This window comes from Hymenobacter tenuis (assembly GCF_054780495.1).
Genome location: NZ_BAAGWF010000001.1, coordinates 421,228 through 444,498, shown reverse-complemented (window position 1 = coordinate 444,498; position 23,271 = coordinate 421,228). Strand labels below are relative to the sequence as shown.

At 55.5% G+C, this 23,271-nt stretch carries 19 protein-coding genes; 6 read left to right on the top strand and 13 right to left on the bottom strand.

All coding sequences use genetic code 11. From position 1 onward, the window contains the following. Window positions 1-88: 88 nt before the first annotated feature. The 6 genes from porD to ACYVGU_RS01930 form a co-directional block, all read right to left on the bottom strand. The gene (gene porD, locus ACYVGU_RS01955; protein ID WP_460620684.1) at window positions 89-1,012 is read right to left on the bottom strand and encodes a DUF4835 family protein; all 924 of its coding nucleotides are present in this window, start codon (window positions 1,010-1,012) and stop codon (window positions 89-91) included. Next, complete coding sequence (locus tag ACYVGU_RS01950; RefSeq protein ID WP_460612741.1) at window positions 1,005-1,658, bottom strand: phosphopantothenoylcysteine synthetase/decarboxylase family protein; 654 nt, start codon at window positions 1,656-1,658, stop codon at window positions 1,005-1,007. The genes porD and ACYVGU_RS01950 overlap by 8 nt, the downstream gene beginning before the upstream one ends. A 65-nt stretch (window positions 1,659-1,723) precedes the next feature. Then, on the bottom strand, window positions 1,724-2,290 hold the full coding sequence (locus tag ACYVGU_RS01945) for a flavoprotein (protein WP_460620683.1): 567 nt from the start codon (window positions 2,288-2,290) through the stop codon (window positions 1,724-1,726). Window positions 2,291-2,514: 224 nt separating this feature from the next. Further along, window positions 2,515-2,859: a DNA-directed RNA polymerase subunit omega gene (locus tag ACYVGU_RS01940; RefSeq protein WP_460612743.1), complete on the bottom strand. Its 345-nt coding sequence runs from the start codon at window positions 2,857-2,859 to the stop codon at window positions 2,515-2,517. A 95-nt stretch (window positions 2,860-2,954) separates the two neighbouring features. Beyond that, on the bottom strand, window positions 2,955-3,782 hold the full coding sequence (locus tag ACYVGU_RS01935; protein WP_460612744.1) for an outer membrane protein assembly factor BamD: 828 nt from the start codon (window positions 3,780-3,782) through the stop codon (window positions 2,955-2,957). 88 nt (window positions 3,783-3,870) lie between these two features. Continuing rightward, window positions 3,871-5,571: an OstA-like protein gene (locus ACYVGU_RS01930; protein ID WP_460620682.1), complete on the bottom strand. Its 1,701-nt coding sequence runs from the start codon at window positions 5,569-5,571 to the stop codon at window positions 3,871-3,873. Window positions 5,572-5,763: 192 nt separating this feature from the next. Between ACYVGU_RS01930 and tilS the strand changes: the two genes are divergently transcribed. Both tilS and mdh read left to right on the top strand, forming a co-directional pair. Continuing rightward, window positions 5,764-7,092 (top strand): tRNA lysidine(34) synthetase, encoded by a 1,329-nt coding sequence (gene tilS, locus ACYVGU_RS01925; RefSeq protein ID WP_460620681.1) that lies wholly within the window; start codon window positions 5,764-5,766, stop codon window positions 7,090-7,092. Between the two features lie 195 nt (window positions 7,093-7,287). Beyond that, window positions 7,288-8,229 carry a malate dehydrogenase gene (mdh, locus tag ACYVGU_RS01920; RefSeq protein ID WP_460620680.1) on the top strand — a complete coding sequence of 314 codons (942 nt, stop codon included), beginning with the start codon at window positions 7,288-7,290 and terminating at the stop codon, window positions 8,227-8,229. Window positions 8,230-8,397: 168 nt separating this feature from the next. Here the strand turns inward: mdh and ACYVGU_RS01915 are convergent, their stop codons facing one another. From ACYVGU_RS01915 to mutL, 3 genes are all read right to left on the bottom strand, one after another. Next, the gene (locus tag ACYVGU_RS01915; RefSeq protein ID WP_460612748.1) at window positions 8,398-9,291 is read right to left on the bottom strand and encodes a rhomboid family intramembrane serine protease; all 894 of its coding nucleotides are present in this window, start codon (window positions 9,289-9,291) and stop codon (window positions 8,398-8,400) included. A 223-nt stretch (window positions 9,292-9,514) separates the two neighbouring features. Beyond that, entirely contained in the window at window positions 9,515-10,297 is a 783-nt protein-coding gene (locus ACYVGU_RS01910) for a rhomboid family intramembrane serine protease (RefSeq protein ID WP_460620679.1), read from the bottom strand. 120 nt (window positions 10,298-10,417) lie between these two features. Next, entirely contained in the window at window positions 10,418-12,487 is a 2,070-nt protein-coding gene (gene mutL, locus ACYVGU_RS01905; RefSeq protein WP_460620678.1) for a DNA mismatch repair endonuclease MutL, read from the bottom strand. Between the two features lie 316 nt (window positions 12,488-12,803). Here mutL and ACYVGU_RS01900 point away from each other — a divergent pair, with 316 nt between their 5' ends. After that, window positions 12,804-15,758: a glycoside hydrolase family 3 N-terminal domain-containing protein gene (locus ACYVGU_RS01900; RefSeq protein WP_460620677.1), complete on the top strand. Its 2,955-nt coding sequence runs from the start codon at window positions 12,804-12,806 to the stop codon at window positions 15,756-15,758. Between the two features lie 263 nt (window positions 15,759-16,021). Beyond that, window positions 16,022-17,161, top strand: coding sequence for an N-acetyl-alpha-D-glucosaminyl L-malate synthase BshA (gene bshA, locus ACYVGU_RS01895; protein ID WP_460612752.1), 1,140 nt, complete (start codon window positions 16,022-16,024; stop codon window positions 17,159-17,161). Window positions 17,162-17,260: 99 nt separating this feature from the next. On the opposite strand, the gene ACYVGU_RS01890 is transcribed toward bshA, so the two are convergent. Then, complete coding sequence (locus ACYVGU_RS01890) at window positions 17,261-17,797, bottom strand: DUF7935 family protein (RefSeq protein WP_460612753.1); 537 nt, start codon at window positions 17,795-17,797, stop codon at window positions 17,261-17,263. Window positions 17,798-18,053: 256 nt separating this feature from the next. Here ACYVGU_RS01890 and ACYVGU_RS01885 point away from each other — a divergent pair, with 256 nt between their 5' ends. Next, window positions 18,054-18,407 (top strand): HesB/IscA family protein, encoded by a 354-nt coding sequence (locus ACYVGU_RS01885; protein ID WP_460612754.1) that lies wholly within the window; start codon window positions 18,054-18,056, stop codon window positions 18,405-18,407. Between the two features lie 77 nt (window positions 18,408-18,484). Here ACYVGU_RS01885 and ACYVGU_RS01880 read toward each other — a convergent pair whose 3' ends face one another. Then, on the bottom strand, window positions 18,485-18,898 hold the full coding sequence (locus ACYVGU_RS01880; protein ID WP_460620676.1) for a hypothetical protein: 414 nt from the start codon (window positions 18,896-18,898) through the stop codon (window positions 18,485-18,487). A gap of 224 nt (window positions 18,899-19,122) precedes the next feature. Here ACYVGU_RS01880 and ACYVGU_RS01875 point away from each other — a divergent pair, with 224 nt between their 5' ends. After that, on the top strand, window positions 19,123-21,318 hold the full coding sequence (locus ACYVGU_RS01875; RefSeq protein ID WP_460620675.1) for an Ntn hydrolase family protein: 2,196 nt from the start codon (window positions 19,123-19,125) through the stop codon (window positions 21,316-21,318). A gap of 76 nt (window positions 21,319-21,394) precedes the next feature. Here the strand turns inward: ACYVGU_RS01875 and ACYVGU_RS01870 are convergent, their stop codons facing one another. Continuing rightward, entirely contained in the window at window positions 21,395-22,276 is an 882-nt protein-coding gene (locus ACYVGU_RS01870; RefSeq protein ID WP_460620674.1) for a 3-keto-disaccharide hydrolase, read from the bottom strand. A gap of 118 nt (window positions 22,277-22,394) precedes the next feature. Further along, complete coding sequence (locus ACYVGU_RS01865) at window positions 22,395-23,261, bottom strand: alpha/beta hydrolase (protein ID WP_460620673.1); 867 nt, start codon at window positions 23,259-23,261, stop codon at window positions 22,395-22,397. Window positions 23,262-23,271 lie beyond the last annotated feature (10 nt).

Here is a 23,271-nt window from a genome sequence, read left to right as displayed (position 1 = left end):
GTCTAGTAGCTTTAGCAAAGCTACTAGCTCATTTAGTTAGTTACTAACTTTATTCGCCAAAAATATTTCTTAGTACCTAAAACTAGCGCTACGGCTGCCGCAGAATGGATTGGTACTTAGCAGAGTTGGTAGGGTCGGCCTCCGAAAGCAGGGTTGCTACTTGGGTTTTCTGCTGCTGATCGGGGCTAGTACGAAATACGTTGGAAATTTCGTCGGCTTTGGTAGTGAAGAACGCACGAGCCAGCACCGTTCCGGGCCGGCGCTGTATCGCTTGCTGCACACCTTGCAGGGCCGTTACCATGCTGGCACGGGCTTCCTCGGGCTTGGTGATAAACACATCCATGCCTTGACGATAATACGCGTAGCTGCCCTTTCTGAATGCCTCTAGTTGTGGGTCCTGCAGGTTGTTGAGCAGCCAATAGCGGTTGCCGCTGCTAGCATCTTTCCAGCCTTCATCTACCTCACTGGTCGTGTTCTGAGAGGCGGCATTGGTCAGGATGGTCCGGGCGCGGTCGTAATAGGGCGAGCCACTCAGGGAAGCAAAGCTATCCTGATCCATGCCAATGATAATGTAGGCGTAGAAGGAAAGCAGCGAGGACAGGTTGCCGACGAATACGTTTTCCGAGTAGTCAATCGGGTTTTGCGGGGAGTAGGCAAACGTCCAGCTGGGGTCCGTAAAGCTCAGCACATTGGTTTCGTACCCGGTGCCATACACGGGGCGCGTACTCAGCACCCGCACGGTAGCTACGTAAGTGCCATTCTGCGGAATAGAGCGAATACCCACGAAAAAGCGGCACCGAATGCGTTCTGCCGGCCGATAGGTTTGGTTGGTAAAAGTGCGCGTGTTCAGAAACGTCTGCATGTCGTTGCGCATCTGCTGCACCAGCTGACGGTCCGAGATGGTTACGTTCTCGGTAGTCACGCTCACCTCAGCCTGTAGCTCCTGCGCTTGGGCAGGACGCGTCAGAAAAGGCAAGCAGAGCAGCAGAAACGACAGGCAGAGGTTACGCATGGTGGGGTTGCAGGCGGGCTAAAACGGTACGCACAATATCGAGGGCTACCTCCGCTTTGGGCTTCAAGTCAAAGGTAGTCAGGCCCCCGTTGGCTTCCAGCAGCGTTATCTTGTTGGTATCGTGCTTGAAGCCAGCGCCGGCATCGCGCAGCGAGTTAAGCACTACCATATCAAAATTCTTCCGCCGCAGCTTATCCAGGGCATGAGCCAGCTCGTTGTCTGTCTCCAACGCAAAACCCACCGAAAATTGTTCGGGCCGCTTCATTTCGCCTAATGTGGCGGCAATGTCCACGTTCTTGACGAGCTCCAGCGTGAGCGTGTTGCCTTGCTTTTTAATCTTATTCTCCGCTACCTGCGCGGGTTTGTAGTCGGCAACGGCGGCCGCAAACACCCATACATCGGCGGCGGGCGCTAGGGCGGCCGCGGCGGCAAACATCTCATCGGCGGTTTGTACGCGCTGGGTTCGGATGTTGGGGTGGGCCGGGTTGGGCAGGTTGGTGGGGCCGCTTACCAGCTCTACCTCAGCTCCGTTGGCGGCAAATGTTTCGGCCAGTGCGTAGCCCATTTTGCCGGTGCTGTGGTTGCCAATAAAGCGAACCGGATCCAGGGGCTCATACGTAGGACCGGCAGTAATAAGAACGCGCATTCTGGAGAGCTAAGTAGCGGGAGGTTGATGGTCAGAAGGAAGCTAGCAAAATACTACCCCTCGCCTCAGACCGACAAGATAGCGGGTTCTGAAAAAAACCGTTCTAGCTCCGTCACCATGTCTTCGGGTTCCAGCATCCGGCCCGGGCCGCTTAAGCCACTGGCCAGCTCGCCCGCCGGCGACTCCCACACTGTATTGCCGTACTGGCGCAGACGGGCTAGGTTAGCTTGGGTAGCCGGGTGCTGGTACATATCTAGGTCCATGGCCGGAGCCACAAACACGGGGCAGCGGGCCGAGAGATAAACGGCATCCAGCAGCGTATCGCAGAGGCCGTTGGCGAGGTGCGCGAGGGTGTTGGCTGAGGCCGGTGCCACCACCAACGCGTCAGCCCAGAGGCCCAGATGCACATGGTTGTGCCACTCGCCGGCCCGTTCATCTTTCAGAAAGCCCTGCAGAACCGGATTTTTCGAGAGCGTGGCGAGGGTCAGGGGCGTGACGAAGGCCGCGGCGGCGGGCGTTAGAATAACCTGCACTTCAGCTCCGGCCTTCACCAGCAAGCGCACCAGCACCGCCGACTTATAGGCTGCAATGCTGCCGCTAACGCCCAGCAAAATCTTACGTCCCTGCAACACAGAGTTAATTGACTGCATCCGATGTCTTCATTTAACAAACCACCTTTCGCTAGCTCCCTTCTGCACTTAAACTAACTTGGCTACTAGGCCTCCAAAGTACACAAACCCCTTAGAGCCACCCAAGCAGCCTGCCATAGTGCCATAGCTACCAAACAAAACGGATTACACGAACCAGCAACTAACTGCGTCCGTGTAATCCGTTTTTAGTGAGCTAAGTCCGTGCGCTACTCGGCTTTGCGGGCCTCAGGCTGCTCTTCTTCAGCAGGCGTGCGGTAGTGAATCTTGCCTTCCAGAAACTCCTCTACTGCCAGGTTAGTAGGCTTAGGCAGGCGCTCGTAGTGCTTGGAAATTTCGATTTGCTCGCGGTTTTCAAACACCTCTTCGAGGTTATCTACGGTGGTAGCAAACTCGGCCAGCTTGCCGTTCAGCTCTTCTTTCAGCTTCACAGAAATCTGGTTTGCACGCTTCGAGATGATAGCCAGGCTCTCATACACGTTGCCGGTTTCGTGGGTGAAATCCGACATGTTGCGGGTCACGATGGAAGCTGGTACGCTGTTCGGAGTTTTCATCTTATCTGATGTGTTATGAATGTGCAGAAGGTAAGGTAAAGGGGCGGAAAGTGCTTGTGGTGCCGGTAAAAATCGGCGTCGGCACTTCCTGCGCCTTAATTAGCAGCCGTCGACTCGGCTGTTTTCAATTTGGCTACTTCGTCGCGGGCGGCATCGTACATGCGCTCCGCTTCTTTCAGGTTTTTGCTTTGCGGGAAAGCGTCTACAAAGTTCTGGTAGAAGGCAATGGCCTCTAGGTACCGCTCGCGTTGCTTCTCCTCTACGCTTTCTTTTGCTAGGTCGTATTGGGCGCTCAACTTCAAGAAAGCGGCCTGCTCGCCGTAGGCCGAAGCAGGGTATTGCTGCTGAAAGCCCGTAAACGCTGTTACGGCCGACTGGTAGTAGCGCAAATCATAGTACAAGCTGGCACCGCGGAAGGCTTTGTTTTCCAGCTTTTTCTGCAGCTCCTGCGACATACCGTCGGTTTCGGCGCGGAAGCGGCTTTCGGGAAAGCGGTTTAAGAAATCCTGGATGACATCCAGCGCCGAGTACGTGTTCGTCTGGTCGAGCTGGAAATCAGGCGAGTCGCGGAACAACGATTTGGCCTGCATGAAAGCCGCTTCCTCAGCGAACTGCGAGTTGGGGTACGTCTCGTAGAACGTTTTGAAGTAGTAGGCGCTCAGCGTGTAGTTGCGCTGCTTGTAGTTGGTATTAGCAAAGTAAAACTGGGCTTTTTCCGCCTCGGGGCGGCCTTTTAGCAGCGGAATCAATTCTTCGAGCAGCGTGCCAGCCTTGAAAAAGTCGCCTTTATCATAGTACTGAATGGCAGCTTCATACTTCTTGTTGACGTCGGTGCTCTTCAACAGCTTTTGATAGCCGGTGCAAGACCCGAGCAGCAAGGCGCTCAATAACAGAACTAAAAAGGCAGGACGGAAAGACAGCATAAGGGCGCAAAGGTAAGGATAATCGGTGAGGCAACTAATACTAGGTAGTGGTGGTGTTTAAACCCCAGTGCATTACCCGGCATCCACCTCATTTTTTCACGACAGGCTGCTTGCTTGGAGCAGCCGGTTTTGGTGTTGCAGGCGCTGCTTTTTTAGGAGCAGTAACCTTTTTCTTGACAGGAGCCTTTTTAGCTGGCACTGCTTTCTTTTTGGGTTTAGCAGGGGGCGCAAAGTGCTTGCCTAACGTTTGGCGGCGGGTGGGGCGTTCCGTAGCACGCCAGCGGAAATCAGTCAGTTTAGCATCTTCCGCCTTAAGCTCATTCGGGGGAATAAAGCTAGCCTCGGGGTTGGTGCGGAACGTGATATTCTGGAGCTTGCTTTGGGCAAACCGCATCGTCATGGTCGCGGATAAGGATTTGTTGACCCCTGACACGGCCGTGTCTCCCTCAAGAGCATAGTAGATGCTCTCGGCGTTGCCAACCACATCAATTTTTTTTATGGCCTTCTCCCCGAAGTACGCCACCATGGTGCGGCCCTTCACCTGGTTGAAGTTCAGAAGCGTGTCCTGCCCAATAGTGAAAGCCCGGCCGTAGAGGCGCATCTGGTCAATTTTTCCCTTGCGCTGCTGGATCTGCATCGAATCGGCAGTGAGCTGGTTTTTGTTGTTCCAGAGAACTGGGTCGTGGCTGAGGTAGATGATGGAATCCTGCCGGTCGTAAGTCAGGGAGTCGCAGCGGCCCTGCAGGTCGGTGCGGAAGATGCGCACTTTACGGTAGGCGTAAATCACGCCGGCTTTATTTTGGGGCGGACGGCCTTCGAGGCTGACCAGCGTATCAGCCGCCAGATACAGCGTGTCCTTATCGTTGATGTTGCGCATGACGGCACGGTTGCCATACACCTTGGCCCGGCCATCGGCGCGCCAGTATTTGCCCACGTCCCCCCGAATCACGATGTTGTCCTTCTTGGAAGTCATCGAGACGTTGCCAGTGGCCAAGCCATACTGCCGGGCTTCGTCGTAGAAGAGTTTGTCGCCGCCGAGCAGGTAATTAGGCGTTTCGATCTTGGCGTTGCGGGCAAAGTTCGACACCTTGGTAACTGTGTTATAATTACCGTTTTCGGCGTACACACTCCCTTGTTTGCCCTTGATGCGGGTGGGCCCGAAGAAGTAGGCAATTTTACTGACCGTATTGTACTGCAGCGTATCCGTATCGATGGTGTTCTCCCGGGTTACTAGCTTCACATCGCGCTTGAAGCTGAACACTTTGGTTTGCGTATTGTAGTAGCCAAACCGGCTATCAAGCGTATTTTCTGGGTCCTGAAGGTGGCCGCCAGTGCTGTAGTAAGCCGTATTCCGGTTTAGGTCGTAATCGAGCAGTTGGGTGGTGAGCGTCATGCGCGGGTCGCGCATGGTCACGTTGCCGGTCATGCGGGCTTTGCGCGTGTCGCCATCATAGGTGCCTTGGTCGCCGGTGATGGTAATGGTGTCGTTCTGGATGATGCGCACATTGCTGAACGCCTCCAGCGCATTGCGCTCGGTGTACTGGTAGGCCGAGTCGCAGTAGAGCAGCGTAGTGCCCTGCCGGAAGCTCACGTTGCCAATCAGCTTCCGGATTTCAATACCATTAAAGGTGCCGCCTTCCAATTGGCCGGCCCCTAGCAGCTCAATTTGCTGGCCTTTTTGCGGAACAGGCGCGGCTCCGGCGGGGCGCGCAGCGGGGCGTTGCTGAGCCCAAACCAGGCTCGGCAGTAGCAGGAGCAGAAAGAGAAAAAGAGGCTTCGGGAACGACATTTCAGTGCAAAGGTACAGAAGGGCCGTTGCTAACGGTTTTCTTTGTGGAATAGTACGTTTTTTCAGCGCTCAATAAAGCTCTCTGGCATAGCTCCCGACGTAATTCCTCTTCTCATGGCCCAGGTTACTAGGCCTGCTAAGAGTTTAAACCCCTCCGGACCTTCTGCCCCGCTTCTTCACCCACCTTGCCCCATGCTCGAACGGATTCAACAGTATATTCAAGAACACGCCCTCTTCTCCCCTACCGATAAGCTGCTGGTAGCCGTCAGCGGCGGCCTCGATTCCGTGGTACTGGCTCATGTGCTGCATAAGTTGGGCGCTGAGTTTGCCCTAGCGCACTGCCATTTTGGGCTGCGCGCCGAGGAAGCCGATGCCGACGAGGAATTTGTGCGCAAGCTGGCCAAGCAATACGAGGTGCCGTACTTCGCCGAGTTTTTCCAGACCAAGAAGTTTGCTGAGCAAGAAGGCATATCTACCCAAATGGCGGCCCGGGCGTTGCGCTACGAGTGGTTTGAGCGCATCCGTAAAACCCAGGGCTACGACTACATTGCCACCGCCCACCACCAGCGCGACACGGCCGAAACCATGCTGCTCAACCTCACCCACGGCACGGGCTTGGCTGGTTTGCATGGCATCCGGCCCAAATCGGGCTACCTCGTGCGCCCTTTGCTAGCCGTCAGCAAGCCTGACCTGTATGATTACGTGGTGGAAAACCGCCTGATCTGGCGCGAAGATGCCAGCAACGACAGCCCCGTGTACCAGCGCAACCGCCTACGCCTGGAGGTACTACCCGTACTGCGCGACATCAACCCCTCCCTCGACCATACCATGAGCATCACGGCGGAGCGCGTGGGTGGGGCCGAAGAAATCGTGCGCCGCTACGTGGAAGAAACCGCCAGCCAGGCCCAACGCACCGAGCCCGAAGCCACCTACCTCGATATCCGGATGCTGCAGAAAACGGCGGCCACGGCCGTGGTGCTGCACGAGCTACTGCGGCCTTTCGGCTTTTCGTACCTAGTAGTGAAGGACATTGTGCAGAGCTTCGGGGCGGAGTCGGGGCGCCGCTTTGAGTCGCCGACGCATCTGCTGGTAAAGGACAGGGAGCAGCTGGTCATCACGCCGCGCAACCTCACCAAGTTTGGTACGCACCAGTTGCAGGCCGGGCAGGAAGCCCTGAAAATCGACGGCTTGCACCTGCGCACCGAGCTAGTAGAAGTAACCGAAGGCTATGACATTCCGAAAGGCAAGGCCGTAGCCGCGCTGGATGCCGATGCGCTGAAGTTCCCGCTCACGGTGCGCGCTTGGCAGGAAGGCGACTGGTTTATGCCCATCGGCATGAAAGGAAAGAAGAAGCTTTCCGATTTCCTCATCGACCAGAAAGTACCGCTCAATCTCAAAGACAATGTGCAAGTGCTGGTTTCCGCCGATGGCAAAATTGCCTGGGTTATCGGTTTCCGTCCCGACGACCGGTTTAAGGTGACCGAGGAAACAGAGCGTGTTTTGGTAGTGCGGCGAATGTAATTCACCCGTGTGGTTACAAAACCACGAAGGTCCGGCTTGCGCTACCCCACTAGCCTAGGCCGGGCTTTTGCTTTCACCACAAGTTCAGCCAGTTGGGCAGTTGCAGCGAACTTTCGCTTGGTTTGGGTTTGCCGAAACTCGTTTTGGGTTAGCTTTACGGCCCAAACCCACAGTTCACACCCAATTCCTTACCCAATGAAAGTTACCGTAGTTGGAGCCGGCAACGTAGGGGCAACCTGCGCCGATGTATTGGCCACCCGCGAAATTGCCAACGAAATTGTTCTGGTTGACATCAAGGAAGGTTTCGCCGAAGGCAAAGCCCTCGACATCTGGCAGAAAGCCCCCATCATCGGCTACGACTCTCGCACCGTAGGCGTAACCGGCGACTATAGCCGCACCGCTAACTCCGATGTGGTAGTAATTACCTCGGGCCTGCCCCGTAAGCCCGGCATGAGCCGCGACGACCTGATTTCTACCAACGCCGGCATCGTGAAAACGGTAACCGAGCAGGTTGTAAAATACTCGCCTAACGCCATCATCATTGTGGTTTCGAACCCACTAGATGTGATGACCTATCAGGCGCACCTCACCTCCGGCCTGCCCCGCGAAAAGGTATTCGGCATGGCTGGCATCCTGGACACCGCGCGCTACCGGGCGTTCCTGGCTGAAGCCCTGAACGTAAGCCCTAAAGACATTCAGGCAGTACTCATGGGTGGCCACGGCGACACCATGGTGCCCCTCCCCCGCTACACCACGGTAGGCGGCATTCCCGTAACCGAGCTGATCGGCAAGGCGGAACTGGACGCTATTGTACAGCGCACAGCTGTAGGTGGCGGCGAGTTGGTAAAGCTGATGGGTACCTCAGCCTGGTATGCGCCAGGTGCGGCCGCTGCGCAAATGGTAGAAGCCATTGTCCGCGACCAGCGCCGTGTGTTCCCCGTGTGCATTGAGCTACAGGGCGAGTACGGCATCAACGGCGTGTACTTGGGTGCTCCAGTTATCCTCGGCAAAAACGGCATCGAGAAGGTTATCGAGCTGCAACTGAACGATGAGGAGAAAGCAATGCTAGAAACCTCGCGCGGCCACGTGAAAGAGGTGATGGACGCCCTAGACAACATGAGCAAGGCTTCGGCTTAGTTTCGTACCTAGTCTTTAGAAACTGGCTGTTTCGCGTGAGCGGAGCAGCCGGTTTTGTTTAAGCTCCGGCGCTTGCCTAAGCTATAAGGCCTAGCCCTCCCCTAAACAAGAAAGCCCGCTGATGGTGTCAGCGGGCTTTCTTGTTAGCATTCCAAAGGCACATTACCGTTACTTCTGGCTGGCGCGGAACAGCTTTTGCTTTTCATCTTTCGAGAGGCTTTCGTAGCCGGAGCGCGAAATCTTGTCCAGAATCAGGTCGATTTCATCTTGCTCGGGCTTAGCTATAACACCTTTTTTGGGCGCGGCAGCAGGAGCCGGAGCGGCACCACCCCGCGTAGCCCGCAGGTTAGGGCGCCCCGTAGCGATACGCGTTACCCAATCGCCAATGGCTTGCACCGGGCGGCCCAGGTCGCGGCCAGCCTGCAACTGCTTCACGAAGATGAAGCCAAGCAACGCCCCGCCTAAGTGAGAAATCTCGCCGCCGGGGTTGCCGCCATTGATGCCGGCAATACTCAGTATAACTACTACTGCCGCTATGTATTTGATACGAACCGGCCCAATGAAAATAATGCTAAACGTGTAGTCAGGCAGCAAGGTAGCAGCAGCCAAAACGATGGCCGTTACGCTGGCCGAGGCACCGTACAAAATGGCGGGAGTGCCTTTAAAAGCCGGAATCAGGTTGAACGCCAGCAAATACAGTGCAGCTCCTGCTATAGCCCCTAGCACATACAGACTCACGAGGCGCCGGTCGCCCAAGTACTCGCGCACTAGGGCCCCAAACCAGTACAAGTTCAGCAGGTTGAACAGAATGTGAAAGAAATCAAAATGGATAAAGCTGTACGTCAGCAGTGTCCAGGGGCGCGTAAGCAGGGTAGCTGGCACCGAAGGAACCGCTAGCCACTCCAGTACAGGCAAGTGTCCGTTGCGGTCTTTAGTCAGGATGAAAATCACCGTCCGCAGCAGGATGAATGCAATGAACACCAGCACATTCAGCAGTAGCAGCTGGTTCAGGGCATTATCCCGCTTGCTAAACGCTGTGCGGATATCGTTGGCAATACTCATAGGGAGGTGGGGCAGATTTGGAACCTAGCCGGATGAGGAAGGGAATGTATCTGGCTGGGGCGGGAATTTCCACAATTTTCGTGCAAGCTACCACACTGCCACACGTACTGGCAGCTTTATGGCTTGTAAACAAAACAGGGCTAGTAACTGACTGGAAATGGCTACTTATTTAGTGAAGCCATTCTGCCGGAGTGGCAGTTGGGTTCAGCCAGTAACCAGATACTTAGTAGAGCCTGGTGCGGTTGCGTTGCCACAGCAGCAACACCACCAAGCCAACCAACATTCCGCCTAGGTGGGCAAAGTGCGCCACATTATCGCCCGGCACACGGTGCACTCCAAAATAGAACTCGTAGAGACCATATAGTATCACGAAATACTTGGCCTTGATTGGAATGGGGAGCGGAAAGATCATTAGCTCCGTATTCGGGAAGAAGAAGGCAAACGCCAGCATAATGCCAAACACGGCTCCCGAAGCGCCCAGCATGGGGCTATTGAGGCTGCTTTCGTAGATGGTGTTCATAGTTGTCACGACGCCCTGAATAAGCTTCTCGTCGTCGGGGGTAGTATGAAGCTGACGAATTACCGGATCAAAAGCTTCCGCATTATTGCTCAGGTTATGCTCCACGAAGTCCTTGAGATGCACATCCGTGGGGTCCTGCTGAAACACCTCGATGTCCTGCTGCATCCGGTTCAGCTCGTAGGTGCGCAGGCCGTTGTATAGCATACCAGCTCCTAGCCCACAAATCAACCAGTAGGTTAGAAACCGCTTGGCCCCCCACCGCTGCTCCAGCATCGGCCCTAGGGCTGCCAGCGCCAGCATATTGGAAAAAATGTGCCCAATGTTGGCGTGCATGAACATGTAGGTCACGAACTGCCAGGCGCCAAAGTTGGGCGAGCCAATGGGGTACAGGTTCAGGATGCCAAGCGCGCGCAACTGCGTACTCAGAAAAAACACCGCCACATTGGCGATAAGCAGGTTGCGAACGGTAGGAGTAAGCTGAAACATGAACGACGGATTAGCGCAGAATAAATGACTTCGCGGGGCAAGATAGGGCCTGGCTCCGGTAGCAACGGAACTACGTACGGCATTTGCCATCCAAAGGCGGACTAGCCCCTGCTCCTGCCGCTACCGCCGAAACAACTCCTGTAGTTGCCCCAGCTCCAGCAGCACGATGGTGCGGCGGCCATCGGGCGTATAGTTGGGCACTTGGCAGGCGAAGAGTTTATCAACTAGCGTGGTCATTTCCAGCTCCGAAAGGCGCGAGCCGGCGGCGGTTGCGGCCACCCGGCGGGCTAGGGCACGGGCCATCTGCTCGCGGCGGTTTAGCTTCATAGGGCCAGCATGCGTTCGGAACTGCTCAATCAGACCTTCCAGTAGCTCTTTCTCGTCGCGGGCCGGCACATCGGCCGGAATGCCTTCTACCGCAATGGTGTGCTTGCCGAAGTCAGTGAAGCGGAAACCCAGTGCGCGCAGGGGCTCTTCTATTTCGCGCAGAATGGCAAAGTCCTGTGGCGTGAAGGTGATGGTACGCGGAAACAGCAGCGTTTGCGAGGCACTAACCTCGCGCTCCAGCGCCTGCGCATACTGTTCAAACAGAATCCGCTCCCGGGCCGCCACTTGGTCAATCAGCATCATACCCGACTTCACAGGCAGCAGCAGATACTGCTGATGCAGTTGCAGCACTTTGTTGCCCGGCCCCGTGGAGGATTCGCGCAGGGGAAGCTCGGGGGTGGTGGCCGCCACGCCGGGTAATACTAGTTGCTCTGGCGCCGCTAGCTCCTCTGCTTCGGGCAACCCAACCGGAGTAGCTCCAGCCTCTGCTTCCGCTTCCGGTTGAGTTGGTACCACTTCACTAGGTAGTGGTTGCGTTGAAACCACTGCCGCCGCAGAAGGCACAGGCACACCCACGGCCGTGGCTTCGTGCTCCACGTCGGGCACACTGATCTGGCTCAGGCTTTTGTAGAAATTTTCCAGTTCGCGCTTGGCTTGCTCCGTGGGCCTAGGCGGCAATTGTCGCTCATAGGCATCGGAGCCGGTTGCTTTCTCACGCGAGCTGCCCGAGGTGCCGGCCGCCCGCGCCGCCGCCGAGGCCAGCGCATCGGGCTGAAAATCATCGGCGAAGGGGTTGCGCTCATTGCCGGAAAGGCGCAACGGCTGAATTGGGCCAAAGTTTACGTTGCCGTCAAAATCCAACGATGGCGCCATGTTGTGCAGGCCCAGGCTTTGCTTCACGGCAGCTCGCACAATGGCGTACACGGTTTTCTCGTCCTCGAACTTAATTTCTGTTTTGGTGGGGTGTACGTTGATATCGATGGTCTTCGGATCAAGCTCCAGAAACAGCACGTAAAACGGGTGTGTGTCTTTAGGCAACAAGCCCTCATAGGCAGTCAGCACGGCGTGGTTGAGATAGGCCGAGCGGATGAAGCGGTTGTTCACGAAGAAGAACTGGTCGCCGCGGCTTTTCTTCGCCGATTCCGGCTTGCCAATAAAGCCTTTCACCGCAATAAATGGGGTTACCTCCTCTACCTGAGCCAGTTGCTCTTTGTAGCCATTGCCCAGCAACGACACAATCCGCTGGCTCAGCTTGCCCGCTGGCAGGTTAAATACCTCCAGGTCGTTCTGAAACAGCGAGAAGCTAATGTGCGGGTTGGCTAAGGCCACGTGCTGAAACTCATCCAGGATATGACGCATTTCTACTGCGTTGCTCTTCAGGAAGTTTCGGCGGGCGGGCACATTGAAAAACAGGTTCTTGACGGCAATACTGGTACCATCGGGGCAGGCAACGGGCTGCTGGCTACTGATCTGCGAGCCTTCCACCAAAAGCAACGAGCCGGTGTCCTGGTCGCGCTGCTTGGTTCGGATTTCCACTTGCGCTACCGCCGCAATACTAGCCAGCGCCTCGCCCCGAAACCCTAGGGTCCGGATGCGGAACAAGTCCTCGGTGGTACGAATTTTACTGGTGGCGTGGCGCTCCAAGCTCATGCGTGCATCAGTCGGGCTCATGCCCAGTCCGTTATCTACCACCTGCACCAGCTGCTTGCCGGCTTCCTTTACAATCAGCTGCACCTGCGTGGCACCAGCATCTACTGCGTTTTCGAGCAGCTCCTTTACCGCCGAAGCTGGGCGCTGCACCACTTCGCCTGCTGCAATTTGGTTGGCTAAATATTCGGGCAATAATTGAATAATATCTGCCATGTACTATCGAAATGAAGGCAAAATCAACGAAAAAAGGACCACGTTTTATGAGTACTCCAACAGAGCTATCCGCTTGATAACAACCAGCGTCGGGAAATTATCCGTAAGTTTGTGGCCAACTTTTGTGTGTCTGGCATAAGACCAATTCTTAGTCTTATGCGTTGGTAAGTGAGGAAGGCAGGGAGTCGAAAGCCAGTTAATATGGCCCGGCGCCCAGTCAGAGGCACTACCCGGCACCCTTTTTGGAGAGGCAAAAGTAGGGCTTTTCGACTCGCCTTTTATCTAACCTTCACCTCAGCGCGAACCACCGGAGCCGATGCTCAAAGACTTTCGGATTGGACTCTTCCTGCTAGTACTGGCCATTACGGGTCTGCTCATTTCCTCGTCGGCCCCGCGCGAAGAGGAAGGTGTGCGCCCTATGACGGCCGCCGAGCAGAACTGGGTTGACAGCGTGTTTAACTCGCTTACGCCTGACCAGCGGCTGGGCCAGCTCTTTATGGTGGCCGCTTACTCCAACAAGGACCGCAAACACGTCCAGTACACGGAGTTCCTGATCAAGAATTATAACATTGGGGGGCTGATGTTCCTGCAGGGTGGTCCGCGCCGGCAGGCCAACCTCACTAACCGCTACCAAGCCGCCGCCAAGGTACCCCTGCTGGTGGCCATGGATGCCGAATGGGGCCTGGATATGCGCCTAGATTCGTCCATGCACTTTGCCAAAGGTATGACCCTAGGCGCCATGGACGACGACCAGTACGTGTACCAGATGGGGCGCGAAATCGCCCTGAAGATGAAGACGCTGGGGGTGCACGTGAGCTTTTCGCCCGTCATCGACGTCAACTCTAACCCGAGCAACCCGGTTATCGGCAACCGCTCATTCGGTGAGAACAAAGAGCAAGTAGCCAAGCGCGGCATTAGCTACATCCGGGGCCTGCAAGACCACGGCGTGATGGCCGTAGTAAAGCACTTCCCGGGTCATGGTGACACCGACGTAGACTCGCACGTGGCCCTGCCGGTTATCAACTCCGACATGGCTCGGCTTACCAACGTGGACCTATATCCATTCCAGAAAGCCTTTGAGCAAGGCGTAATGGGCGTAATGGTGGGCCACCTCTACATGCCCTTGCTCGATACCGTACGCAGCCTTTCAGCTACCATTTCCAAAAACCTGGTAACGGGCCTGCTGAAAGAGAAAATGGCGTACCGCGGCCTCGTGTTTACGGATGCGCTTAACATGAAGAGCGTTGCCGACCTCTACAAACCCGGCGAACTGGATGCATTGGCATTGGCTGCTGGCAACGATGTGCTGCTGTTCTCGGAAGATGTGCCTATGGCCATCCAGAAAATAAAGGAGGCCGTGGCAGCCGGTAAAATTGACCAGACAGATATCGACCTGCGGGTACGCAAAATGCTGCGCGCCAAATACTGGGCCGGACTGACGCGTCTTCAGCCAATTGATGTTCCGAATTTGATGACCAACCTGAACCGGCCCCTGAGCCGCCTGGTGCAGCAACAGATTTATGAGCATGCCACCACCGTGGTCAAAAACGAAGACGACCTGATTCCATTCCTACGCCTTGATACCTTGCGCATTGCGTCCGTTACTATTGGCTCTGATGCGCCGACGTATAAGGAAATCATGGGCAAGTATCAGAGCGGCCCGGTGTATGCGGTACCAAACCGCTATGCCGTTGACTCAACGTTTGCCCGCATCAGCGGCCGCCTCTCGCCCTACAACGTGGTGGTGGTGAGCCTGCACAACATGAACAACACGCCTACCCATAACTACGGGATTGGCGAAGGGGCCCTCAAGTTTCTGAAAGAGCTGCAGGCCAATAAAAACATTAAAACGGTGGTTGTGGCCTTTGGCAACGCCTACGCTTTGAAGTTTCTGGAAAGCCAGCGCAACTTGGTGTGCGGCTACGAAGACAATTACCCGGCTCAGTTGGTGGTGCCGCAGGTACTGTTTGGCGCGTTGCCTGCCAAAGGCCGCTTACCCGTAACGGTGTCTGAAACCCTGAAGGCTGGAATGGGTTTGCCCACGCCAGATTTCAAACGCCTACGTTACGGCACGCCCGAAGCTGCTGGCTTCGACTCGCGTGTGCTAGCCCAGATCGATAACGTAGCATTAGAGTCGGTGGCGTATGCCGCGGCCCCGGGCTGCCAGGTGCTGGTGGCCAAGGATGGCATGGTGGTCTTCGACAAAAGCTACGGTTACTGCACCTACGATAAGTCGCAGCCTATCAACAGCAGCACCTTATATGACCTGGCCTCTGTAACGAAGGTAGCCGGCACCCTGCAGGCTATTATGTACCTGAAAGACCAGGGAAAACTCAACATTGACGACAAAGTAGCGGCTTACCTGCCCGAGCTAAAAAACACCAACAAGCGCGACATGACGGTGCGCGAGGTGCTGATGCACCAGGCGGGCCTTAAGGCCGGCATCCCTACCTGGGAGCGCACCATCACGAAATCGGGCCCAAAGCCTACGTTTTACGCCAGCACCGAGTCGGCGGAGTTCTCGCGGGAGGTGACCCCGGAGATGTACAGTCTGCGTACCACCGAAGACTCTGTCTGGACATGGGTGCAACGCTCTGGTTTGCTCCCCAAAGTGAAAGGCAAATATCCGGTTGAGTATTCCGACCTAAGCTTTATTATCTTGAAGCGGGTAGCCGAGAAGGTACTGCAGCAGCCCCTCGACCAGTTCTTGCAGAAGACCTTCTATCAGCCGCTGGGCCTAGGCACGATGACGTACAACCCGCTGGAGAAATTCCCGAAGTCGTGCATTGCGCCTACTGAAAACGACACGTATTTCCGCCGTGCTTTGCTGCAGGGTACCGTGCACGACCAAACGGCTGCCATGGTTGGGGGCGTAGGTGGGCACGCGGGTCTGTTCTCAAACGCCAACGACTTGGCCGTGCTTATGCAGATGAATATGCAGAACGGCCGCTACGGCGGGCAGCGCTTCTTCCAAACCCCAGTGGTTACGGAGTTTGCTAGGGCCACCGTAGCCGGCAACCGGCACGCACTGGGTTGGGACCGGGGAGACCCTAGTAAACCTGAAGGCCCCACCAGCAACCTCTCGCCGGCCACCACGTTTGGTCACACGGGCTTTACCGGAACCTGCGTCTGGATGGACCCCGAAAACAAAATCCTTTACATCTTTCTTTCTAACCGAGTGTATCCTGACGCGGGCAACAACAAGCTGCGTCAGTACAATATCCGCACTCGTATTCACGACGTGATTTACAAGTCGTTGCAGAAAACATGATTTGTTGTCCGACTTTACTAGCCTCTTGAAACGCACTGGCGGCAAGACATCCGAATGGGTTGTCTTGCCGCCAGTTTTTTGTAGCTCCAACCAAATTCCTCTGCCTCCTGACAAGAATTTTACATTACCCTGACTACTCCGCCGCAACAGTTCTGCTGTAGCGGTGTCCGTTGCAGGCTAGCTATCCAGGCCTGCCCATCCGTTTTTTACCTCCCTACCCCTCACCCGCTCTTTAACCAGAACGGGGCCAGCAAAAGCTTCTCATGAATATCGGCATTGTTTGTTACCCTACTTTCGGCGGCTCGGGCGTCGTGGCTACTGAGCTGGGCAAGGCCCTGGCCCTGAAAGGCCATCGGGTACACTTTATCACCTACAGCCAACCCGTTCGCCTCGATTTCTTTAACGAGAATCTGTTTTACCACGAGGTGTACATTCCGCCGTATCCGCTGTTTCAGTTCCCGCCTTATGAGCTGGCGCTGGCTAGTAAAATGGTAGACATTGTGCAGAATGAGAAGCTGGATGTACTGCATGTGCACTACGCCATTCCGCATGCCTCAGCTGCCTACATGGCCAAGCAGATTCTGCTCACGCGTGGCATTCGCATTCCGGTGGTCACTACCCTACACGGCACCGATATTACACTGGTGGGCAAAGATGCTAGCTACGAGCCCGTCGTGACGTTCAGCATCAACCAATCGGATGGAGTTACGTCGGTATCGGCTGATTTGCGCCGCGAAACCTACGAGTACTTCGCCATCGAGAAGGACATTGAAGTGATTCCTAACTTCATTAACCTCGCCCGCTTCCAGAAGCTGAACAAGGGTCACTTTAAGGCGGCCATTGCGCCGGAAGGCGAAAAGCTGCTGGTGCATACCTCTAACTTCCGCTCCGTGAAGCGGGTAGAAGACGTAGTGCACATTTTTGATGGCGTGCGCAAACAGATGCCCGCTAAGTTGCTGCTGGTCGGCGATGGGCCCGACCGGCCCCGCATCGAGAAAATCTGCCGCGACCTGGGCCTGCTCAGCAACGACGTCCGCTTCCTGGGCAAGTTGGAGGCGGTAGAGGAAGTACTCAGCGTTGCTGATCTGTTTCTGATGCCGTCGGAAAAGGAAAGCTTTGGCTTGGCGGCGCTGGAAGCCATGGCCTGTGAGGTTCCGGTTATCAGCACGAACGCCGGCGGTATCCCGGAGTTGAACGAGCACGGCATCACGGGCATGGTCAGCAACATCGGCGACGTAGAGGACATGGTAAAAAATGCCCTGTATGTGTTGCAGGACGACAACCTGCCCCGCTTTAAGGCAGCTGCCCGCGCCCACGCCGAAACCTTTGACGTAGATAAAATTGTGCCGCTGTACGAGGCCTGCTACCAGCGCGCTATCAATGCCACACTAGCTGCCGTATAGCCCCCAAGTACTGCAAAACAAGCGAATCCCACTGGCCGTCAGAGCAATTACTCTGACGGCCAGTGGGATTCGCTTGTAGGGTTAGTGCGTTTCGATGACCTAGAACATAGCTACCGCTTCACGCTTTACAGCAAGCAGGGCGCCTGCTGTGGGGTCAGCCTGGTCGGCCATGAGGCTTTCCAGAATACGACGGGCTAGCTCGGGGCCGCGGGCTTCCTGTGGGTTGGGCAGGCTGCGAAACTGCGAGCTGATTAGGTTTACCACGCTTTCCTGAGCTTGCTTTACGGCAGCCCAAGTTTCGGGCTGCATATATAATTGCTGGCTGAGGTTGTGCTCGACCTCGGCACGCACTTCCTGCAAGAGCAGGCGGTGATAGTCAGAGGCAGGCAGGCCGGCGCTGCTTACACGCACCAGCAGGTTATTGGGCGAAATGCGCTCCAGCAGCAAGGTTACGCGCTCCAGGGCCTGTAAACGCAAGGGCAGCGTGGTTTTGCTCGCCTCCATCCGCATCTCAATCAGGCGGCGTTGTTGTTCTTTCTCCAAAAACTGCTGAAACAGAAAGTAGATAGCCCCAGCCACAATCAGGGACGGCAGAATAATCTTGAGCAGATCGAAGAGGTAGGAAGTAGAATCCATGGGGCTAGAGTGGCCGTGCGGGGGTAGCGCACAACTCCAGCTTGGCGCTTACCATAAGATGACAACCGAGAAAAAGCGCGCGGCTGGAGCTACGCAAGGCTTTGCAAATATAGGTGAACCGAGGGCCTACGCTTCGTGTTATACCCCGAAACGAAGCTTGTGTTACGTGTAGTGCCTATCCCTTAGGTGGGAAAGTAAGGCGACTGCCGCGGGCTTCGTATATTTGCAGCCTTACTTCTCTTAAGACGAACATACTATGGCAACGGCCGTCTCCACGAAACTTGCTCCCATCAGCCTCACTTCCCGCGCGCTGGCGGAGGTTCGAAATATTCTCACCGAGAAAAACGTGCCCGGCGAATACGGCCTGCGCGTTGGTGTGCAGGGCGGGGGCTGCTCCGGCATGAGCTACCTGCTCGGCTTCGATAAACCCAAAGACCAGGACGAAACCTTCGACCTGGATGGCGTAACCCTCATCATGGATAAGAAACACGCCATGTATGTGCTCGGAATGGAAGTTGACTTCCAGGACGGCCTTAACGCCCGCGGCTTTGTGTTCAACAACCCCCAGGCAAAAAGCACCTGCGGCTGCGGCTCTTCGTTCTCATCGTAGAGCGCTGCCACCTACCCTGCTACGGGGAGGCAAACCACTTGACCGAAAGTCCTGGCCTAGCAGCCGGGACTTTTTGTTTACCGGATTCTCCGGTCAAGATAGGCTAAATCGCCAGCTAGTAGAGCTTCCAGGCAATCCTCGGCATCCTGTCGGGTTTGCCCGGATATGTCTGATAAGTACTGCTTCCAATCAAGTGAAAATAAGCCAAAAAAGTACTTTTTTAACTTAGGCCGTTGGTAGAACAGTAAGAATTCGTAGTCGTCGGGCTTACCAGCAACTGAGATGGAAATTCCGTGCTTCTGCTGATTTTCGACCTCCAAAGAAGGCGAAAAGTGTATTTCACTTGCCGGCCGGGTTTCCATTTTCCGCAGCAAGTCGGCCCAGGGAATCGTGTCTAAAAAAGCGCGAATCTGTTCCTGGTCCATTTCACCAAGCTCCAGAATATCCGGATCGAATGGGTCGCAGAAGGTTACGCGAAACAGTTGGGACATGGTGGCGCTCTGAGGCGGTTTGTGTGATAGTAAGACCTAGTAAAATCCGCTAACCACTGGTGTGGTTCTGGCTTTTGGGTTGCTTTTGCTTATCTGGGTATGCTGTTAGCTACCCGCTTACCACCTCCAGGCTGTTTGTGGTGTGCGCGGGATAGAGGATATTGGCAGTAAGTTAGCGTTCCGGCCACGCCTGTGGCGCGCTGTCCATTTATTTTCCTTGCCTGATGCGTTGTTTTCTTCCTCTAGGCCTTGTACTAGCTGCTACTGCGGCCCAAGCACAAGCGTTTACTCCTGCTGAAATTGCCCGCTGGCAGCAGCAAGCCAAGCAAGTAACCATCACCCGCGACACCTGGGGCGTGCCGCACGTACAAGGCAAAACCGATGCCGATGCGGTATTTGGCCTGCTCTATGCCCAGTGTGAAGACGATTTTCCGAGGGTGGAAACCAACTACCTGGATGCCATAGGCCGCCTAGCGGAAGTAGAAGGCGAATCAGCCATTTACCACGATTTGCGGGCCCGCTTGTTCATGGATAGCACCCAGGCCATCAGCATCTACCAGAAAAGCCCGGCCTGGATGAAGCAACTGCTCAACGCCTTCGCCGACGGCACCAATTACTACCTCTATACTCACCCCAAAGTGCAGCCGCGACTGCTGCGCCGCTTCCAGCCCTGGATGCCGCTGATGTTTAGCGAAGGCAGCATTGGCGGCAACATCAGTGTAGTGCCGCTAGAGCGCCTCAAAAACTTCTACGCCAACCGTAAATCTACTTCCTGGCAGCGCCCCGATTTTGAGAAGGCCGAGCGGGAGCCCGTCGGGTCCAATGGGTTTGCCATTGCCCCCGCCAAAAGTGCCAGCGGCCATGCCCTGCTCCTTATCAATCCGCATACGTCGTTCTACTTCCGGCCCGAGGTGCAAGTGAGCAGCCAAGCCGGACTGAATGCATATGGCGCCGTGACGTGGGGGCAGTTTTTTGTGTACCAGGGCTTTAACGAGCACTGCGGCTGGATGCACACCTCCAGCCAAGCCGACTCCATGGATGAGTACCTGGAAACGGTGGAGAAGAAAGACGGCAAGTACTACTATCGCTACGGCTCAAAGCTACGCCCCATCCAGACGACTACCCTCTCTATTCCCTACAAGCAAGACGGCAAAATCTTGCGCAAGGAGTTTACTACCTATCGCACGCACCACGGCCCCGTGGTAGGCCAGCAGGCTGATACTAAGTGGGTGACGGTACGCATGATGGATACGCCACTGGAGGCGCTGGAGCAGTCCTACCTGCGCACCAAAGCTACCGACTACGCTAGCTTCCGGGAAACGATGAAGCTCAATGGCAATGCGTCCAACAACACCGTTTTTGCCGATAGCAAAGGTACCATTGCCTACTGGCACGGCAACTTCATGCCTAAACGTGATCCGCAGTTTGACTGGAGCCAGCCGGTAGATGGCAGCAACCCCAAAACCGAGTGGCAGGGCTTACACAAACCCGAAGACCTAGTGCAAGTAGTAAACCCAGCCAGCGGCTGGATCCAAAACTGTAATGCTACACCTTTTACCGCTTCTGGCCCTAGTAGCCCCACCAAAGCAAAGTACCCGGCTTATATGGCTCCTGATGCGGAAAACTACCGCGGCATCAATGCCGTGCGGGTGCTCAGCCGCAAGAAAGTCTTCACCCTCGATACCCTGATAGCCGCCGCCAAAGACCCTTATCTGGCCGGGTTTGAGGAGCTGATTCCGGCGCTAGCTAAGGATTTTCAGTTTGTGATGGATAGCTCCAACCCACCAGAAGGCGACGTGGTAGAAGCCATGAAGCTGTTGCAGGGCTGGGACAAGCGCTACAGCAAATCCTCGATAGCGCAAACCCTCGCCATTTATTGGGGCGAGAAAATCCTACGTCTGGGCCGCACCCGCGCCACCGCTAATCAGCCCCTCGACTATATCAGCCTCACTAAATTTACTATTGCTAAAACTACGCCTCCGGAAAAGGTAGCCGCCCTTCAGGAAACCCTTGAGGAATTAACCCGCGACTTCGGCACCTGGAAGCAGCCCTGGGGCGAGGTGAACCGCTTTCAGCGCCTTACCGGCAACATTGAGGAAACCTACGACGATCAGAAACCCAGCTTACCGGTGGCCTTCGCTTCCTCTGCCTGGGGCTCACTAGCTGCCTTCGGCTCCAAAACCCGCCCTGGCACCAAGAAGCGCTATGGCGACGTGGGCAACAGCTTTATTGCAGTAGTAGAGTTTGGCCCGCGCATCAAAGCCCGCTCGGTGCTCGCTGGCGGCAACAACAACCAACCCTCCTCCCCCCATTTCACCGATCAGGCGGGCCTATATGTTGAGGAGAACTTCAAGGACGTACTCTTCTACCCCGAAGACGTGAAGAAACACGCCAAGCGCACGTACTCGCCGGGTCAGTAGTGGCCTAGGCAGGTCAGCAACAAAAATCCCCGGCTGTAACAGCCGGGGATTTTTGTTGCTGACCTGCTATGTGCTGTTAATTGAAGTACTTGGCGTACTGGGCTGGCATGGCATCCAGAGGTTTGATCAAGATGTTTTTGTAAAACACTTCGGCGGCCTCGCTTTGTAATTGGATCTTGCCGTACGTAAGCGGCTGACGCTGGCCATTGACAACGGTGCCAGAGTTGTTAACAGCCAGCACAACGTGACCATTGACGATGTGCACGCTCTGCCCGTTTACGTTAATGAGTTCCAGTTCATTCCATTGGCCATTCGGCACTTCGTAGTTGGCGGCAGCCTGGCAGAACCCCGGGCCGCCGCGGCCCATAGTTACTGGAGTAGCGGCTGGGTTATAGCGAAGTGTGTTGTTGGTTTTGTTGTAAGCCGCTCTGATATCGGCCGTAGAGTTAGCGATGCACCAGAAGTCACCCATGGCATTACCGCGTAGCCCCTCCGACACTTGAAACTCCTGGCTGAGCATCCAGCTACGCCAGTAGTCCACACCGCATTCGCCCTGGCTGTTGTACAGAATGCCGCTATCCAGAGGCTCATCTAGCCGGGGCACCCACTTTTTAGCACCCCACTTTACCATCAGCTTCAGGTGATAATTACGGAAATCCTGCTTGGTGAACACGCAGCCGTAAATTTCGCCGCTGATGCGCAGCACCTGCTCACCTTCCTGCATCACCACAGAGAAGACATTTGCCTCATTCTTACCGTAGCCAATTGGTGCTAACGGCTGGCCCTGCGCATCGGTAGGCTGCTGGCCCCGGTAGCCCACCTGATGGTGGTAGCTCTGGAAGGTCTGCCACTTACTCAGTTTTTTATCGAGCAGGGGTTCCCATTCTTTGGGAGCAATAGAGGAATTAGAGGCAAGCAGCAGGATAGCCCCGCAAACCAAGGTTATAGAATTTCTCATCGGGCGAAATACCTAGTAGATGGATAACGCACCCAATCTACTGATTCCGAAGCATGATGCACGAGGGCCCTAGCCTTACCTGATGGTTAGATAAAATATCCACCCAAATAATAGTGTATCATTTCGCCTTCTTATACAGCGTCTCTAGTGCTTTATACACGGCTCGGTGTAGAATAGTGGCGTGCGTTTCTTCCGGAAAGGGGACGTACTCAATGCGGCCGACTCTGGCAGGCGTAGCGCGCAGCGTAGCCACCATAGCTTCCGTTGCTTTCTTCATTTCCGGGCCTTCGTTGCCGAGGGCCACGAACACGTTGGCGGGCGCAGCCGTTGAGGCCTGCTTCAGTAAGCTGGGGGCTTGAGCTACCAAAGATTCATCATCCCACCACAGGCTAGGGCTGGCAATAACGTAAGTATTAAACAACGTGGGCTTTTTCAGCAGCACCTCCATAGCAAACAAGCCTCCCAACGACTGACCTATGAGTGCTTTTTGCCCATTGGTGCGGTATGTCCTCTCTACGTAAGGCTGTAAGTCTTTCTCAAGAAAGCGCATAAAAGCCGCCGACTTACCCGTCGTCGGGTAGTCCTTTAGATCCTTAGCATTGTGGGTTGGGAAGGTAAAATCGCGCCTTCTATCCACGGTGGCAATACCCACTACAATGGACTTGGGCAGCACATCAATCCAGGGGAACGTCAGGTACTGCACTAGGCCTACTATATGGATGAAGTCTTCATCCGCAGAACCATCCAGTAAGTAAATTACGGGGTACTTCACCTTGGGGTCGGCGTCGTACCCGTCGGGCAGGTAGATATTGAGCACTCGCTCCTCATTCAGCTGTACCGACTTAATGCGGTCGATGTGGCCTAGCACGAACGGCTCACGCTTGGGCGGCTGAGTTTGCGCCTGAGCAGTGGAAAATACCAGCAACGCCAGAATAAACAGCATAGCCTGGCCTAGAAACGATGTGCGCAGAGGGGAGTGAAGCATGTGGCTAAGC